The organism is Streptomyces sp. NPDC051133 (assembly GCF_040682635.1).
Taxonomy (GTDB): Bacteria; Actinomycetota; Actinomycetes; order Streptomycetales; family Streptomycetaceae; genus Streptomyces.
On record NZ_JBFBBK010000029.1, the window covers coordinates 75,683 to 92,340 of the forward strand.

Annotated in this window: 11 protein-coding genes and 1 pseudogene; 8 read left to right on the forward strand and 4 right to left on the reverse strand. The window is 73.8% G+C overall.

Annotated elements, in window-relative coordinates; translation table 11 throughout:
• Positions 1-28 precede the first annotated feature (28 nt).
• Positions 29-1,537, forward strand: a complete 1,509-nt coding sequence (locus tag AB0N17_RS27750; RefSeq protein WP_366014237.1) for a cellulose binding domain-containing protein — start codon at positions 29-31, stop codon at positions 1,535-1,537.
• A gap of 132 nt (positions 1,538-1,669) precedes the next feature.
• Here the strand turns inward: AB0N17_RS27750 and AB0N17_RS27755 are convergent, their stop codons facing one another.
• The 3 genes from AB0N17_RS27755 to AB0N17_RS27765 all read right to left on the reverse strand — a co-directional run bounded on the left by AB0N17_RS27755 (position 1,670) and on the right by AB0N17_RS27765 (position 6,461).
• A complete protein-coding gene (locus tag AB0N17_RS27755) occupies positions 1,670-3,289 on the reverse strand; it encodes a DEAD/DEAH box helicase (protein ID WP_366014238.1) in 1,620 nt (539 codons plus the stop codon).
• A 216-nt stretch (positions 3,290-3,505) separates the two neighbouring features.
• Positions 3,506-3,709 (reverse strand): cold-shock protein, encoded by a 204-nt coding sequence (locus AB0N17_RS27760; RefSeq protein ID WP_031161015.1) that lies wholly within the window; start codon positions 3,707-3,709, stop codon positions 3,506-3,508.
• A 223-nt stretch (positions 3,710-3,932) separates the two neighbouring features.
• Positions 3,933-6,461, reverse strand: a complete 2,529-nt coding sequence (locus tag AB0N17_RS27765; protein WP_366014239.1) for a helix-turn-helix domain-containing protein — start codon at positions 6,459-6,461, stop codon at positions 3,933-3,935.
• A 284-nt stretch (positions 6,462-6,745) separates the two neighbouring features.
• Here AB0N17_RS27765 and AB0N17_RS27770 point away from each other — a divergent pair, with 284 nt between their 5' ends.
• The 7 genes and pseudogenes from AB0N17_RS27770 to AB0N17_RS27800 all read left to right on the forward strand — a co-directional run bounded on the left by AB0N17_RS27770 (position 6,746) and on the right by AB0N17_RS27800 (position 15,577).
• On the forward strand, positions 6,746-7,681 hold the full coding sequence (locus tag AB0N17_RS27770; RefSeq protein ID WP_366014240.1) for a hypothetical protein: 936 nt from the start codon (positions 6,746-6,748) through the stop codon (positions 7,679-7,681).
• Positions 7,678-8,847 (forward strand): hypothetical protein, encoded by a 1,170-nt coding sequence (locus tag AB0N17_RS27775; RefSeq protein ID WP_366014241.1) that lies wholly within the window; start codon positions 7,678-7,680, stop codon positions 8,845-8,847. Before AB0N17_RS27770 ends, AB0N17_RS27775 begins: the two co-directional genes overlap by 4 nt.
• On the forward strand, positions 8,844-9,218 hold the full coding sequence (locus AB0N17_RS27780) for a hypothetical protein (RefSeq protein WP_366014242.1): 375 nt from the start codon (positions 8,844-8,846) through the stop codon (positions 9,216-9,218). Before AB0N17_RS27775 ends, AB0N17_RS27780 begins: the two co-directional genes overlap by 4 nt.
• Positions 9,219-9,282: 64 nt before the next feature.
• Complete coding sequence (locus tag AB0N17_RS27785) at positions 9,283-10,299, forward strand: caspase family protein (protein ID WP_366014243.1); 1,017 nt, start codon at positions 9,283-9,285, stop codon at positions 10,297-10,299.
• A 299-nt stretch (positions 10,300-10,598) separates the two neighbouring features.
• A complete protein-coding gene (gene rsgA, locus AB0N17_RS27790) occupies positions 10,599-11,705 on the forward strand; it encodes a ribosome small subunit-dependent GTPase A (protein WP_366014244.1) in 1,107 nt (368 codons plus the stop codon).
• A gap of 195 nt (positions 11,706-11,900) precedes the next feature.
• A pseudogene (locus AB0N17_RS27795) lies at positions 11,901-13,297 on the forward strand (AlkA N-terminal domain-containing protein).
• A gap of 1,089 nt (positions 13,298-14,386) precedes the next feature.
• Entirely contained in the window at positions 14,387-15,577 is a 1,191-nt protein-coding gene (locus tag AB0N17_RS27800; RefSeq protein WP_366014245.1) for an SGNH/GDSL hydrolase family protein, read from the forward strand.
• A 55-nt stretch (positions 15,578-15,632) separates the two neighbouring features.
• On the opposite strand, the gene AB0N17_RS27805 is transcribed toward AB0N17_RS27800, so the two are convergent.
• A complete protein-coding gene (locus AB0N17_RS27805; RefSeq protein ID WP_366014246.1) occupies positions 15,633-16,613 on the reverse strand; it encodes a helix-turn-helix domain-containing protein in 981 nt (326 codons plus the stop codon).
• Between the last annotated feature and the right edge of the window lie 45 nt (positions 16,614-16,658).

Below are 16,658 nucleotides of genomic sequence, written 5' to 3' on the forward strand. Positions count from 1 at the left end.
TGACCTCGCACGTGGATGCAGGAGTCCCATGCCCGACCTGCCGACCCCCCAGGACGCCACCGAGACCGAGCTGTTCTCGGAGTGCTGGGACGCGGTGCTCTCGTACGCGGACCTGTGCACCGCCGGGTCCCTGACGGCCCATCAGCTGGCGACCGAGGCGTTCACGCTCGGCATGCGCGAGCTGCGGGCCGCCGCCCCGGTGCGCGGGGCGGGGCGGCGCGCCGTACGGCTGCCGGCCGTCCCGGCGCTGCTCACCGCCGTACGCGACACCGCTGCCGCCTGGGAGGCCGACGGGCACGGGGACCGGCTCGACCCCGACCTCCGGCTGTGGCTCAACTCCGGGAAGGCCGCCCGCTTTTCCGGACCGCCGCTGCAGCGGCCGGTCGCGCTGCGGGGCCTGCGGGACCTGCAGGAGGCCGACGCCTCGCTGCTGTGGCTGGCCGAGGTGGAGTCGCTGCCCCTGCGCACCGTCGCCCGGCGGCTCGGTCTGGACCCGGCCACCGCAGGCGACGAACTCGACGCGGTCCGCACCCTGTTCCGCGACCGCTGTCACCGCGCCCACCTCGACAGTCCGATGGACGCGGAGTGCCGCTCCTACGCCCGCCTGCTGGACGCGGTCACCCGCTCGCCCGCCGCCGAGACCCCCGACGACCTCTCCCGGCACCTCGCGACCTGTGCGCGGTGCGCCGAGGCCGGCGCCTGTCTGCGCCTGCACGGCGGCGGACTGCCCGCCGCGCTGGCGGGCGGGGTGATCGGCTGGGGCGGTCTCGCCTATCTGGAACGCCGCCGCCGCGCCGCCGAGGTCCGGCTCGGCGCGGGCCGCCCCGGCGCCACCGGCCCCGGCGAGCCCGAGGAGGGCACGGGCCGCGGCAAGGCGCTGCGGCACGGTCTGCTCGCGGCCGCCGTACTGCTGTCGGCGCTGGCGCTCGGCGTGTCGCTGATGCCGTTCGGCGGCTCCGGCGGCGATACCGCCGCAGCCCGCGACGACAGCCGGCCGGTCGCCGACCCGGACGTCCCGGGCACCGCCACGACCCGCCCGGCGGTGACCCGTTCGCCCTCGCCCACCCCCTCCGCCCCCGTCCCGAAGACGGGAGCCGCCCGGACGGCGGGAGCGGCCCGGACGACGGAAGCGGGCCGCGGGCGCCCCGACCCCGAGCCGCAGGGCAGTACCTCCGCCGCCCCGCGCCCCGGTGGCCCGGGCGGCCCCGCGGGCACCGAAGAGCCCGCCTGCCACGTCACCTACGACCTGGTGGACCAGTGGCCCGACGGCTTCCAGGCCACCGTCACCGCCACCACCGCCAAGGCCCTCACCGGCTGGAGCATGTCCTGGTCCTTCCGCGACGGCCAGCAGGTCGGCCGGATGTGGGACGCCACCGCCCATCAGAACGGCTCCCGCGTCACCGCCACCGCCGCCGACTACGACAGCACCGTCGCCGCACACGGCACCCTGTCCTTCGGCTTCATCGCCTCCTGGCAGGGCGGGAACCGTGCGCCGTACGACTTCACGCTGAACGGGGCGCCCTGCTCGGTGAACTGAACGGCCCGGCCGGCGTCCGGCCGACCGGCGCGGGCCGGTGCCCGGGTGACCGACCGGCGCAGGGGCACCGACCGGGCGCAGGGGCACCGACCGGGCGCGGGGTGCCCGGCACCCCACCCGGCGGGTGAGGTGCTACTGGCCGGCCGAGGTGCGGCGGCCGCCCCGGCGGTCGGAGGTACGGCCGCCGGTGGCCCCGGCGCCGCCGGTGGCTCCGCCGGACGTCGCGCGCCGGCGGGATCCGCGGGCGTTCTTGTCGGCCGCGGCGCCGCTCGCCGCACCGGACGCGGCCCGGCGGTCGGCACCGCGGCCGCCCGTGCCGCCGGCACCGCCCGAGGCACTGGCGGCTCCCGCCCGGCGGGCGGAACCGCGCCCGCCGCCCGCGGAAGCGCCACCGGGCGCCGCCGTCCCGGCGGAGCCCCGGCGGTCGGAGCCCCGGCTTCCCGCCTGGGTGGCACTACCCGCCTGGGTGGCAGCACCCGCCGCCGCGGGGCCGTCGCCGCTGCGGCGCCGGCGGCCGGACCGCCGGCCGGGCTTGGCGTCGGTCTTCCGGTCCGGGCCGGACGCGCTCGGTGTCGCCGGCCGGGGGAGCTCGATGACGACGGGCACGCCGGAGGGCTCGCGGGCACCGGTGAGGGTGGCCAGCGCCGGATCGCTCGACGTGACGCGGGCCGTCCGGGGGCGGATGCCCGCGTCCGACATGAGCCGGGTGACGTCCCGCTTCTGGTCCGGCAGGACCAGCGTGACCACGCTGCCGGAGCCGCCGGCGCGGGCCGTGCGGCCGCCCCGGTGGACGTAGTCCTTGTGATCGGTGGGGGGATCGACGTTCACGACGAGGTCGAGGTCGTCGACATGTATGCCCCGGGCCGCGACGTTCGTCGCCACCAGCGCCGTGACCTGGCCGTTCTTGAACTGTTCCAGGGTGCGATTGCGCTGCGGCTGGGAGCGGCCTCCGTGCAGTGCCGCGGCGCGCACACCGACGGCCAGGAGCCGCTTGGCGAGCCGGTCGGCGGACCTCTTGGTGTCCAGGAAGAGGATGACCCGGCCGTCACGGGCGGCGATGCGCGTGGTGACCGCCTTCTTGTCGGTCTCGTCCAGGACGTGGAGCACGTGGTGCTCCATGGTGGTCACCGCTCCCGCGGACGGGTCCACGGAGTGCACCACGGGATCGGTCAGGAAGCGCTGCACCAGACGGTCGATGTTGCGGTCCAGGGTGGCCGAGAAGAGCATCCGCTGCCCGTCGGGCCGTACGCGCTGGATCAGCTTGGTGATCTGCGGCAGGAAGCCCATGTCGGTCATCTGGTCGGCTTCGTCCAGCACCGTGATGCGAACGTCGTCGAGCACGCAGTGCCCCTGCTCCACCAGGTCGTTGAGCCGGCCCGGAGTCGCCACGAGCACCTCGGCGCCGCGCCGCAGCGCACCGGCCTGCTTGGCGATGGACAGTCCGCCGACCACGGTGGCCAGCTTGAGGTTCACCGCCGTCGCGTAGGGGGTCAGCGCGTCCGTCACCTGCTGGGCGAGTTCCCGGGTGGGCACCAGCACGAGGGCGAGGGGCGCCTTGGGCTCAGCGCGCAGCCCGGCCGTGCGGGCCAGCAGCGCCAGCCCGAACGCGAGCGTCTTGCCCGAGCCGGTGCGTCCCCGTCCCAACAGGTCCCGGCCGGCGAGCGAGTTGGGCAGCGTGGCGGCCTGGATGGGAAACGGGGTGGTGACGCCCTGGGCGGTGAGGGTCTTGAGCAGTCCCGCGGGCATCTCCATACCGGCGAAGTCCTCGACGGGGGGAAGCGCGGGTGTCGTGCTCTCCGGCAGCCGGAATTCCCTCGGCGACGACGTGGACGGTGGGGACGACGAGGCGCGCCGGTTCGACTTCTGGGGCCTGCGGGACATGCGGTGATCTGCCTTCCTGGAAACAGCACAAACCGAGGTCCGCACCGTGACGGTGCGGACCCCGGTGAGTGGATACGCGTCCGGCTGTCAGGCGGGGACGATGTTCTCCGCCTGCGGGCCCTTCTGGCCCTGCGTGACGTCGAAGGAGACCCGCTGGCCCTCCTGGAGCTCACGGAAGCCCTGGGTCGCGATGTTCGAGTAGTGGGCGAAGACGTCGGGGCCGCCGCCGTCCTGCGCGATGAAGCCGAAACCCTTTTCGGCGTTGAACCACTTCACGGTTCCCTGTGCCATGACCTTCTCCGTTCTGTAGGCAGAGGCCCCATCCGGAGACGCCGGTAAAACAAATAATGCGCCTGAAGGGAAAACATTCCTGTCAGGCGCACATAGGTTCATGGGTACCACAACTGCAACTCCGAAACCTTAGCACACCTCGGCGGGCCGACACCGCGTCCCTGAGCGGCGCCTCGCAAGACACAGCCCTCACCTGCGCGGATGCCGTGTCGGCCCGGATGCCTCAGCCCGGATCAGCTCCCGGAAGCACGTAGGCGTTGTCCCGGATCGTCCTCTCCAGCGCACGGCGAAGACCGAGGCTCTGGCCTTCCTGGTACGCACGCGTGTACTCGATCTCGCCTAGTGACCTGCGGGCATTTTCGAGCCCGCGTTCCCGGTGGGCGGTCAAGAGGGCGAAACCGAAGAGCCGAGGAGTGCCGGACGGGTGCCACACGCGGTCCACCGCTCCCAGCAGGACCGCCGCCGAGCGTGCGTCGCCGTGGGAGGAGAGTACCCAGGCCAGGGTCTCGCTGAGCGTCGCTTCTCCCAGGTGTTCGTCGATCTTCCTGGTGTGCTGGAGCGCACGGTGGAGGAGTTGCAGGGCGATCTCCGGTTGCCCGGCTTCGCCGTGGTCGACGGCGAGGGCCCACAGCAGGTAGCACGCGTGCCAGGCGTTTCCCTGGGCCTCGGACAGCGCCAGTGCTTGTTCGAGCAGGGTGGTGGAGCGAGTGCGGTCGCCCTGGAGAACGGCGGCGAAGCCGAGTTGGGCGATGCACTGCTGTCGTGTCAGCAGCGGGGCGGACCAGTGCCCGGCCGCCAGGGAGGAGTCCGCGTGCCGTGCCGCGGTCTCCGTGTCCCCGGTGACCAGTGCCGCGAGGCTCCGCAACTGCAGGAACGCGGCGGTGAGTTCGGCCCTGGTCTCCCGCTGCGCAGGGGAGTTCGCCGGGCCGGACGCGGTGGGCATGTCGCCGAGGACTTGTTCGCTGCGGCGGATCACCTCGTGGGTGCTGTCGTGATCTCCGTGGAGGAGCAGCAAGAAGCCGGCGACCCATGCGGCTCGGCACCAGGTGGCGGTGGCCTCGGGGGAGGGCGGTCGGGGATGCCGTTCGAGGATCTTCCGCATCCAGTGTGCGCCCTCTCCCACATTGGCCGACGTCAGACAGTGCAGCCAGAAGCCGAGGGACGCGCGCAGCACGGCCTCCGCGGGCTCACCGGCCGGTGGCGGTGCGGTGACGATCTGCCGCAGGTTGGGGTGCTCGGGGCGCAGGCGGCGCAGCCACTCGGCCTGTTCGAAGGAGCCGTAAGCGGCTCCCGCCTGTGCGGCAAGACCGAGATACCACGCACGATGGCGCCGCAGAGCGAGCTGCGCTCGGCCGCTCTCCACCAGGCGTTCCTGCCCGTACGCACGAACGGTTTCGAGCATGTACAGGCGGGTGCGGCCGCCTGTTTCGACGCTGGTGAGGAGTGACTTGTCCACGAGCCCGGCCAGGGCGTCGAAAGCGTCGTCAGGTGCGGAGTCGTCGGGGCCCCCGCCATCGTCGACGCGTCCGCAGAGTTGCTCGGCATCGGTGAGCAGCACACCGCCGGAGCACAGCGACAGCTGCTGCCAGGCCGTTCGCTCGGCCTCGGTGCACAGCTCGTAGCTCCAGTCGAAGAGCGCGCGCAGCGCCTGGTGGCGAGGGTGTGCGGCGCGGTCGCCGCAGCCCGGGCCGAGCAGGCGGAACCGGTGGTCGAGTCGTTCCAGAAGTTCGTCGACGGTCAGGGTGCGCAGCCGTCGTGCGGCGATCTCCAGGGCGAGGGGCAGGCCGTCCAGCCTCTGGCACACACGAGCAACGGTGTGCCCGTTCGCCTCGCTGCCCCGGAAACCCGGGACGGCAGCCTCGGCGCGGTCCACGAAGAGGGTCACGGCCGGCGAGGTCACGGCCCCCTCGTCCACGGCGGCCGTCTCGTGCGGGCCCCCCTTCACCAGGGCAGGCAGACCCAGGGGTCTCACCTGCAGCACGTGCTCGGCACCGATGTCGAGGGGCTGCCGGCTGGTGGCGAGGACGCGTAGGTCCGGCAAGAGCGCGAGCAAGTCCCGGACGGTACGCACGCATCCGTCCAATACATGCTCACAGTTGTCGAGCAGGATGAGGACGCTACGTCCCCGTAACGCCCCGGCCAGTGCGGACAACGGGTCCTGCCTCGACCCGGCAAGCACGCCGACGGCGGAGGCGACCGCCTCGGCGACGGCGTGGTCGCTGCCGAGATCGGCCAGCTCCGCACAGTACGTGCCGTCCGCGAATCGATCAGCCACCTCACGGACGATGCGCTTGGCCAGCCGCGTCTTGCCCACACCGCCGGTCCCGACCAGCGTGACCAGCCGGCATTGCTCCAACAGGGCACCGCCGGCGGCCAGCTCGGGCTCACGGCCCACGAAACTGGTGGCTTCCACCTGACCGAAGTCGTACGGGACGGCGTGGACGGCGTGGACGGCGTTCTCTTGCACCTCAGGCCCGTACAGTCCGCGCCGTACCTGCTCCCAGCGCTCGTCCCACGCATGCGGATCCCCGCCGCAGGCACGGACGTAGGCACGGAGTACCTCTCGGGTGGGCAGCCGCTGCCCAGCGGCGGCCTGGGACAGGGTGCTGGGGGAGAAATGGGCCTCGTCGGCCATCGCCGTGTAGGTGAGTCCGGCCCTGTCACGGAGTGCGCGCAGCCCCAGCGCGAAGCGTTCCAGCGGACCCGCCTGTGGATCGAGCGGCTGTTCCCGGCGCCCCGGCCTGCCTGCCAACTCTTCCCATCCCCTCGGACGTTCAGATTGATCGGTTGATTATGGCTGCTCGTGCGGAGTGGCGAACAACCCTCGCCGTCTCCCAAGCTCAAGGTCAATCGCTCCGCTGAGCAGGACCGGCGGAGGCGTGTGCGGATGACGGCCGTCGGGCCGTCCGCAGGGAAATCTCACGAGCAGGAAAGGGAGAGCACGGGAGTCATGGTGACAAGGACGAGGGAGTCCACGCATTCGTCGGATGCCGGGCACGGCGGCTCGGTTCGTCGTGGCGGTCTCGGGGGCCATCCGTGATCACTGGTGACGGCGCGCCGCTTCCCGGCTGGCGGGGCGGTGACGGCAATGCCGCGTATCTCGACAAGACTCTGCGCCACCAGCACATCGAGATGGCCCTCAACGAGAGCGTCGACGGAAAGATCATTTTCCGGCTGTGGCTGCGGGCCGCCGTTATCTCGTTCCTCGTTTACCTGGTCCCCGGCTACATCGGTTGCGTCCTCCTGCTGTCGGGCCTGGGTGAGTGGGCGACCTCCTCCTCCCCTTCCCTCGGCAATGACGCAGAGCCCCCGAACAGCATCGGCAGCGCCACCGCCTTGCTGATGTTCGCGTCGCTGGCCGCGTTCGCCGCCTTCTGGGTCGTGCTGCTCGTGTCCAGGGTGGCCGAGCCTGTGGGCGAGTGGCGCGTACTGCTCGCCGACCGCTACGAGCGGGCCGAAACGGTCTACGCGACGATCGCGGGCACCCTCGGCACCCGCGGCTACCCGATCTCTCCGAGAAGCTTCGGCACCCGGATGACGCTCAGCGAGCGCTCGTACACGGCCTACGTCTCCGTGTTCAACTACGGCAGCAGTCTCTATCTGGGCTGGATGATGTGGCGCTCACGCCGAGGTACGGAACTCGTCGGCCAGTTCCTCGGCGACCTGGTGCGCAGCTTCAGGGGCGAGAACGGTATCGAGCATCAGATGCTGCGCAGCGAAGGAGCCCGCGCCATGCGCGAGGCCGTCCATCTGGCGTGCCGTGAAGGGCTGATGGTCGCCATCGAGAGTGTGCCGCAGGGGCCCGGGCATGTCCGTCAGCCCTTTCCGGGGCATGTCCCACCGCCCCCGGTCGCCCCACCGACCGTCTCCCCGGTCGCCCCACCGACCGTCTCCCCGGGCGTCGGGCAGTTCCCGGAACAACCAGGGCGTCCACAGTGGGGTGCGGATGCCGGGCACCTCAACGGCGAATGAGCACACTCGTCTCTGCCGGTCCGGGGGGAGCCTGGGCCTGGGCCGGGCTGCGGCTCGAACCGGAACCGGCCATCTCCGAGAACGGCGCCTTCGTCGGCTTGCCGGAAACCCAGCGGCGCATCGAGGCGGCCTCCCTCGAACAGGTCTGGCTGTCACAGCACTGGAGGCCCGACGGGCGCAGCTTCGAGATCCGGTACAGCAACTCGCCCGCGGACGGCGTCTCCTGCACTCTGTTGTGCCGGGCGTACGGAGCGGATGCCGCCGCGGCCGCGGCCGCCGTCGGCGCCCTGCGCGCCACCCTGGCGATCGCTCCCCGCCACGTGCGTGCCGAGCCGATCGAGGACACCGGGGAACTGTACGCGGCGCTCGTGCCCTTCGAGCGAGCCCCGCTGGGTCTCGCCGAGGTGCGCAAGCTCGTCACCTGGGCCTGGTTGAGCCGCCGGGACACTGATTTCCCCCTCGGGGTGGCGGTCGCCCCACTCGTCGGGGAGGCGGTCAGCTGGGAGCCGGTGTGGGATGCGCTGGCCCGCCAAGAGACTCCGACGGTGATCGGCGTGTGTGTCGAGCCTTATGCACCGCCCCAGGACCTGGTCTCCTACGTGCGCTTCTTGACCCGGGAATACGGCAGGCTCTCCCAGCCGGGCCGGCCGAACCCCGTCTTCCAGCAGTACGTAGCGCCCGACCCCTTCGCGCCGGGGGCCACGTCGCTCTACCAGGATGCGCTGCGCACCCTGTCCGGCCGCACCTACCGGATGCGGATCTCGCTGGCCGCCGCGGCCACGGTCCCACTGCACCTTGCCGAGCTGGTGGCGGCCACGGTCTGTCCTCCCGCCGCCACGGCCGAGGGCAGGGCAGTGGCCAGAGTGGTCCCCGCACATGAGACCGCGCAGGCCTGGGCCAACGTCGCCGGCCTGCACCGCACCTGGCTGGACGCCACCTACCGGCAGGAGGTGCCTCAGCCGCTGGGTGAGCGGGAGAGGGTCCTGGCCGACTTGGTCGACCTGCCGCAGGCTTCGGCCGCCTTTCGTTTCCCCTATGAGATCCCGGGCCGTCCGGCGCTGTTCGCCACGGCCCGTCGGGGCGGTGCGGCACGGGAACAGCCGGCCACCGTGCCCGGACAAGGCGACCCGCACGCTCCGACATTCCGAGGAGGAGACCTTTCTTGAACACGATCGTCTTCGAGTTCGTGGGCCACGTGAACGAGGCCGACGAACTCGCCCGCTCCCTCGCCAAGTGGCTGAACGACGACGAGGACCTGAGCGGCTCGACCCGGCTCCGCATGGTGCCGCCCGCACCGGGCGAACAGGGCGGTGTGGCGGATGCCGCGGAGGTACTGAGCGCCGTGGGCCCGCTGTTGGACGCTCTGGTCGGCGGGCTCGCCGTCTGGGTCACCGAGCGGGCCAGGTCCCGGCGGGTGAGCTTCAAGGTGACCAGGCCGGACGGCACCCGGATCGAGCTGTCGGCGGGCACCGCGCAGGAAGCCGCTGCCGTACAGCAGCAGATGCGGCAGTTCCTGTACCCCGGTGACCGGAGCTGAGCGGGGCGTCGTGATCCCGAGGGGATGGCCTCCGCTCCTCCCGGGCCGACCGAGGTCGGCCGCGGTGCTGATCGGTACGGCCACCCATGTCGTGCCGAGCACGCTGCCACCGCTTCCGCAGGCGGTGGCGAACGTCGCCGGCCTCGCCGCCGCGCTCACCGGGCCGCTCGGTCTGCTCGACCCCAGCGCCGTGCACTGCCGGATCGACCCGCAGGTTCCCGCCGATGCGTTGACCTTGCTTCCGGCCACCGCCGGCGATGAACTCGACCTGTGTCTCTTCTACTTCGCGGGGCACGGCATGCTGGGCGAGGACGAGCGGCTGTGCCTGGCTCTGCCCGGCTCGGTGGACGACGAGAAGAGCACGGAGCACACCTCACTGCCGGTCGCCGCCGTCTTCCAGGCCATGCGGCGGGTACGGGCCGCGCACAAAGTCGCCGTCATCGACTGCTGCTCCGCCGGCCGGGCCCTCGATGCCCCGCAAGCAGCCGACATTCATCTGCTGACCGCGGTGGGCCGCAACAGGAAGGCGCTGAGCCCCGAGAGCCAGGAGTACACCGGATTCACCGGCGAGCTGCTGAGGTTGCTGACCGAAGGCGTACCGGAAGAGCCCGAGCACCTCGACCTCACCACGATCTATCGCCGCCTCGCCGTCATCCTTCCCGGCGCCGGCCTCCCGCCCCCCGTGCAGCGGGCCTTCGGTGCCAGCGGCGACCTCGCCCTGGCCCGCAATCCCGCCCACGGGACGGCATGCACCGGCCAGGGACTGCTCGCACGCGCACGCTTCGCCGAGCAGGTCAAGGCGCTCGGGCTCACAGGACGCCCTCGGCGCGTGGCGCAGGCGGTCCGCCTCTTCGAGGACATCGTCACCGACGCGGTGAGGGAACTCGGCCCGACCCACCGCGAAACACTGCTCTACCGGCACGCGTACGCCGCCGCGACGGGTGAGTCCGGCGAACCGGGCCGAGCCTGCGCCCTGCTGAAGCGGATCGTCGCCGACTGGGAGTCCATCGCGCCCCCGGGCGATGCGGAACTCGACGCGGTACGAGCCAGCCACGACCACTGGCAGGGCCGTACCGCCTGATCGCATCACCGACCGCGCGCCGGAGCGACCTCGCCATGCCGAGGTGCCGTGCTGAAAAAACCGCTGGTGCCTCGTGGCGGTGGGTGGCTAGGGTCGTGCTCGTTCCCGCGGCCGCTCCGTAGCGCCGCTGTCCGCCGGCTGTCTCCTGGGAGGTGTTGACCGATGACTGTCGCTGTGACGGGCATTGCCCGCATCCGAAAGTTCGTCAAGTCCACCCCTGTGGCCGCCGGCTGACCTCACCCGTTTCGTTCCGTGTCCGAGGGCACGGTGCCGGGGCCACCCATGTGAAGGGTCACCCCTTGTCTTCCTCTGCTCATCCGACTTCGACTTCGTCGCACCCGCTCGCCCCTTATGGCTGGGACGAGGTCTGGGAGTCGGAGTTCGCTCCGTACGCCGAGCAGGGCCTCCTGCCCGGCCGTGTCGTACGGGTCGACCGTGGCCTGTGCGACGTCATGACGGCCGGCGGGGTCGTCCGTGCCGACACCGCCTTCGTCACCCCGCACGACCCGATGCGGGTGGTGTGCACCGGCGACTGGGTCGCCGTCGACCCCGGCGGCAACCCCCGCTACGTCCGCGCGTATCTGCCGCGCCGCACCGCCTTCGTCCGCTCCACCTCCTCCAAGCGGTCCGACGGGCAGATCCTCGCCGCCAACGTCGACCACGCCGTCGTCGCCGTGTCCCTCGCGGTCGAGCTGGACCTCGCCCGCGTCGAGCGCTTCCTGGCGCTCGCCTGGGAGTCCGGCGCGCAGCCCGTCGTCGTCCTCACCAAGGCCGACCTCGTACCGGACCCGGTCACCCTGGGCCACCTCGTCCAGGACGTGGAGACCACGGCGCCCGGCGTGCCGGTGCTGACCGTCAGCGCCCTGCACGGCGAGGGGCTCGGCGTGCTCACCGGCCTCGTCGGCTCCGGGACGAGCGTGCTGCTCGGCCAGTCCGGCGCGGGCAAGTCCACCCTGGCCAACGCCCTCGTCGGCGACGACGTCATGGACGTACGGGCCGCCCGGGACATCGACGGCAAGGGCCGGCACACCACGACCACCCGCAACCTGCTCGCCCTGCCCACCGGCGGCGTGCTCATCGACACCCCCGGGCTGCGGGGCGTCGGCCTGTACGACGCCGGGAGCGGCGTCGGGCAGGTGTTCGCCGAGATCGAGGAACTGGCCGGGCGGTGCCGTTTCCACGACTGCGCGCACGAGAGCGAGCCGGGCTGCGCGGTGCGCTCCGCCGTCGAGGAGGGGGAACTTCCCGGACGGCGGCTGGAGAGCTACCGCAAGCTGATGCGCGAGAACCAGTGGATCGTCGCCAAGACCGATGCGAGGGTCCGTGCGGAGCTGCGGCGGGAGTGGAAGCGCAAGGGCGCCGAGGGGCGGGCGGCGATGGACGCCAAGCGCGGGCGCCGGAGGTAACCCGACGGAGGCGAGGCGGACATGGTGAAGCGCATCGGACGTGACGGGCCGGCCCGCCGACGGCCTGACCCCTGACCCCCTGACCCCCTGACGGGCTGACCGCCGGGCCCGGGCGGACGGCCGGCGACGCGGGCCGGGTGCATGTCCGATTTCCGCTGGCCCGGCCCTCGGTCCCCGTCCCACACTGGAACCGTGATGGACGAGGACACCAGGTACGAGGCCGTGCGCAGCCGGGACGGCCGGTTCGACGGAGCGTTCTTCTTCGCCGTCGAGACCACCGGGATCTACTGCCGGCCCAGCTGCCCGGCGGTGACGCCGAAACGGCGCAACGTGCGGTTCTTCGCGACGGCCGCCGCCGCGCAGGGCTCCGGGTTCCGGGCCTGCCGGCGGTGCCGCCCGGACGCAGTGCCGGGCTCGGCGGAGTGGAACGTGCGCGCGGACGTCGTCGGCCGGGCCATGCGCCTGATCGGCGACGGCGTCGTGGACCGTGAGGGCGTCGCCGGGCTCGCCACGCGGCTCGGCTACAGCGCCCGGCAGGTGCAGCGGCAGCTCACCGCAGAGCTGGGCGCCGGGCCCGTCGCGCTCGCCCGGGCCCAGCGGGCGCACACCGCGCGGGTGCTGCTGCAGACCACGGACCTGCCGGTCACCGAGATCGCCTTCGCGTCCGGGTTCGCCAGCGTGCGCCAGTTCAACGACACGATCCGCGAGGTGTACGACGCGACACCGACCGAGGTGCGGGCCGCCGCCCCCCGCGGCCGCGGCGCCCGCCGGGCCACGCCGGCCGCGGGCATCCCGCTGCGCCTCGCCCACCGGGGCCCCTATCAGTCCGCCGCCGTCTTCGACCAGCTCGAACGGGAGGCGGTGGCCGGGGTCGAGGAGGTGTCCGGGACGCCGGGCGGCCGTACCTACCGGCGCACCCTGCGGCTGCCGTACGGTACCGCGCTGGTCGCCGTCGAGGAGCCGGTACGGACCGCGCGGGCCGGAACCGGTACCCGACCGGGCGGCTGGCTCGACGCGCGGCTGCACCTCACCGACCCCCGGGACCTCACCACCGCCGTGCAGCGGCTGCGCCGGCTGTTCGACCTCGACGCCGATCCGTACGCCGTCGACGAGCGGCTCGGCGCCGATCCCCGGCTCGCCCGGCTGGTCGCAGCTCGGCCCGGGCTGCGCTCGCCGGGTGCCGTGGACCCGCTGGAGCCCGCCGTGCGCGCCCTGGCCGGCCGGGAGGGCGCCCAGGCGCTGGTGCGGCGGTACGGCAAGGCGCTCGACGCGCCCTGCGGCAGCCTGACGCACCTCTTCCCGGAGGCCGCCGTCCTCGCCGCGGGGCCGAGCCCCACGGCCCGCTGGGCGCGCTCGCCGCGGCCGTCGCCGACGGCACCCTGCGGCTGGACCCGGGCGCCGACCGGGAGGACGCCCAGGAGACCCTGCTGGCCCTGCCCGGCATGGACCCGGCCACCGTCGCCGCCCTCCGGACCCGTGCCCTCGGCGACCCGGACGTGGCCCCGCCCGGCGCCGACGTCCCCGATGCCTGGCGGCCGTGGCGGTCGTACGCCGTGCAGCACCTGCGGGTGGCGGGAGAGCGCCCCTGGTGACGGCCGCGCCCTGATCCAGACCGCGCTGCCGTACGGAGGCCGTGCCGGCCGAGCCGCCGTACGGCGCCGGGAGCCGGAGCCACGGTGAGGGCGGTGCGTGGATCGGCGCGCGGTGGGTGAGCGTGGGTGCCGGTCCTGCCTTGTTTGTGCCGGGCCGGGAGGCGGGGGAGGCCGTGGACCGTCCGGCCGCGCCACCGTACGGCGCCGGCGCCGCATCCAGAGCCGGAGCCGCATCCAGAGCCGGAGCCGGGGCCGGGGCCGGGGCCGGGGTGAGGGCGGTGCGTGGATCGGCGCGCGGTGGGTGAGCGTGGGTGCCGGTCCTGCCTTGTTTGTGCCGGGCCGGGAGGCGGGGGAGGCCGTGAACCGTCCGGCCGCGCCGCCGTACGGCGCCGGCGCCGGACGGAGCCGTCGTCCCGGTGAGCCCGCCGGCCCCGGTGAGCCCGCCCGCGTCGACCGGCACGCGCCCCGCGCGGGTCCCGAGTGGCAGGAGGGCCGCCCGGTGCACCCTGCCGCCCCGCGTGCGCTGCGGTCCCCCGGCGGCCGGTGCGAACGGGCCGCCGACCGGGGTGCCGCGGGTGTTCCGGCGGAAGGCCGGCCACCGGTGCCGCGGGGGCGCGCCGGCCGGCTGGGGGAGGAAGACGCGGTCCAGGTGGTAGGTGAGCACGCCGGTGGCCGACTCCGGGCTGCGCCGGCCGACCAGGACGCCGGTGCCGAGCCCCGCGGACCGGGCCAGCAGTCCGGCCGCCTCGGCCCCGGGATCCACTCCGTCCCGGAGCAGACCGGCATCCGCCGCCTGCCCGAGCAGCGCCGTCACCGTGGCCTCCGCGGCGTCGGGGTCCCTGATGAACGGCTGAGCGGCGAGGGCGTCGCCGGTCACGGACCGCAGATCGACCACGCGGAGCGGACCAACCGCCTGGTGCTGGACTTCATGGACACCGCCGAGCGCGGCCTGCCGACGGTGCGTTGGTCCGGCCCGCGCCTCACCCCCTGTTGCGCCGAGCGGGTGGACCCTTTCCGGGGTTCCGGGGGCGCGGCTCCGCCGTGTGGCACGGTCGCCTCCGACGAGCAGCGCGGAAGGGCGGCGTACACATGGCCAAGGTCGGACGGGTTCTCGCGGTTCTCCTGCTGGCGGCGCTGCCGGGCACGACGACGGCGGCCGCCGCCGCACCGGCGGCCCCGCCGAGCTGGACCGGCAGCTGGGAGACGGCCCCGTCGGGAACCGCTCCCGCGCTGCCCGGCGCCGCCGTCCGCAACGTCGTCCACCTCAGCGTCGGCGGCACCGCCGTGCGGGTCCGGCTCAGCAACCGGCTCGGCACCAGGCCGCTGCGGCTCGGAGCGGTCACCGTCGCCCCGCGCTGGGCCGCCGGCCCCGGCGCCGAGCCCGGCACCCTGCACACCGCCACCTTCGGCGGCGCCGCCACCGTCACCGTCCCGCCCGGCGAGGACACGGTCTCCGACCCGGTGCGGCTGCCCGTGGCCGCGGGCGCCGACCTCCTCGTCACCGTGTACACCCCCGACGACGACGGGCTGGCGACCTTCCACCAGACCGCCCTGCAGACCAGCTACATCGCCCCGGCCGGCGCGGGCCGGGCCGCCGACGAGGCGGGGACCGCGTACACGACCACCATCAGCCGCTGGTACTACGTCACCGGCGTCGACGTCCTCGGCACCGCCGCGGGCAGCGTCGTCGCGTTCGGCGACTCCCTCACCGACGGGAACGGCTCCACCCCCGACACCAACCACCGCTGGCCCGACCGGCTCGCCGAGCGGCTGCGCCGGGACCGGCTCGGTGTGCTCAACGCCGGCATCGGCGGCAACCGGCTGCTGCGTGACGGCGTCGGCCCGCGCGCCCTCGCCCGGCTGGACGCCGACGCCCTGGACCGGGCCGGGGTCCGGCAGCTGGTCGTCCTGGAGGGCATCAACGACATCAAGGGCACCCCGGTGGCCGACGACGTCACCGCCTACGCCGACGCCTACCGCACGCTCGTCGCCCGCGCCCACGCCCGCGGCATCCGGGTCGTCGGCGTCACCCTCACCCCGTACGGCGGCTTCCCCGCCTACACCGCCGCGGGCGAGGCCGTACGCCGGCAGGTGAACGCCTTCATCCGCACCGGCGGCGCCTTCGACGCGGTCGCCGACGCGGACACCGCCGTGCGCGACCCGGCCGACCCGACCCGCATCCGCACGGCCTACGACCCCGGCGACCACCTGCACTTCAACGACGCGGGCATGGCCGCCGTCGCCGAGACGGTGCGCGCGGCGCTCACCGCGCACCGGTGACCGACCGGCGGCCCGCCGGCACCGACGGGCACCGCGCGGGCTGGCCGGCGGGCGTCTAGGAGCGGGTCACCCAGCCGCGTTCGCGGGCGTGCCAGCCCAGTTGCAGCCGGGTCGACACCCCGGCCAGCTCCATCAGCCGTTTCACCCGGCGCTGCACGGTCCGCAGGCCCAGGTCGAGCTGCTTGGCCACGCTCGCGTCGGTCAGCCCGGCCAGCAGCAGCGACAGCACCTCCAGATCGGTGCCGTCCGGGCCGTCCGGCCGCTCCTCGCTCACCCCGTCGGCGCCCAGGCGCAGCGGCAGCGCCTCCCGCCACACCGACTCGAACAGCCCGGACAGCAGCTCCAGCAGTCCGCTGGCGTGCACCACCAGCGCGGCCGGTTCCGCCGTCCGTGAGGTCAGCGGCACCATCGCCAGCGAGCGGTCGGCCACCACCAGCTTCGTCGGCACCCGTTCCACCACCCGCACCCGCTCGTCGCGGCCCAGCGCCGCCGTCAGCTCGGTGAGCCCGTGCGGCAGTTCCAGCACCGCCCGCTCCACCACGACCCGGTAGCGCACCCCGCGCCCGGCCGCCTGCTCCTCCGCCTCGTTCTCCATGCCGGACACGACCACCGGGTTGCCGGTGACCAGGGCGCACACCTCGTCGGCCGCGCCCAGCTGCAGCTGCAGGAAGCGCTGGGCGACCGCCGGGGCGCCGGTCACCACCTCCACCAGGTCGTGCACCGCCGGCTCGGCCGCCGCCGCCCGGTACTCCTCCGCGAGCACCGCCGCCGCCAGCTCGGCCTGTTCCAGTTCGTGCCGCTGCCGGGTGAGCAGCGCGCCCAGCGCCACCCCGGGCGGGGCCGCCACCCAGCGGCCCGGGCGCGCCGAGGAGCGGGCCGCGAGGCCCTGCCGTTCCAGTCCGCGCAGCGCCCGCTCGGTGTCCTGCTCGGCCAGCGTCAGGTGCCGCGCCAGATCGGATACGTCGGCCGCGCCGGCGGACACCAGCGCCCGGTACGCCGCCTCGTGCGTCTCGTCCAGCCCTATCGCCGCCAGCATCGGCTCTCGTCCCTCCCCTGGGAACACCTCGACGGAAACACCACC

Coding starts and splice junctions, on each gene's coding strand:
- AB0N17_RS27750 (WP_366014237.1), top strand. CDS start 29: ATGCCCGACCTGCCGACCCCCCAGGACGCCACCGAGACCGAGCTGTTC.
- AB0N17_RS27755 (WP_366014238.1), bottom strand. CDS start 3,289: ATGGAGATGCCCGCGGGACTGCTCAAGACCCTCACCGCCCAGGGCGTC.
- AB0N17_RS27760 (WP_031161015.1), bottom strand. CDS start 3,709: ATGGCACAGGGAACCGTGAAGTGGTTCAACGCCGAAAAGGGTTTCGGC.
- AB0N17_RS27775 (WP_366014241.1), top strand. CDS start 7,678: ATGAGCACACTCGTCTCTGCCGGTCCGGGGGGAGCCTGGGCCTGGGCC.
- AB0N17_RS27800 (WP_366014245.1), top strand. CDS start 14,387: ATGGCCAAGGTCGGACGGGTTCTCGCGGTTCTCCTGCTGGCGGCGCTG.
- AB0N17_RS27805 (WP_366014246.1), bottom strand. CDS start 16,613: ATGCTGGCGGCGATAGGGCTGGACGAGACGCACGAGGCGGCGTACCGG.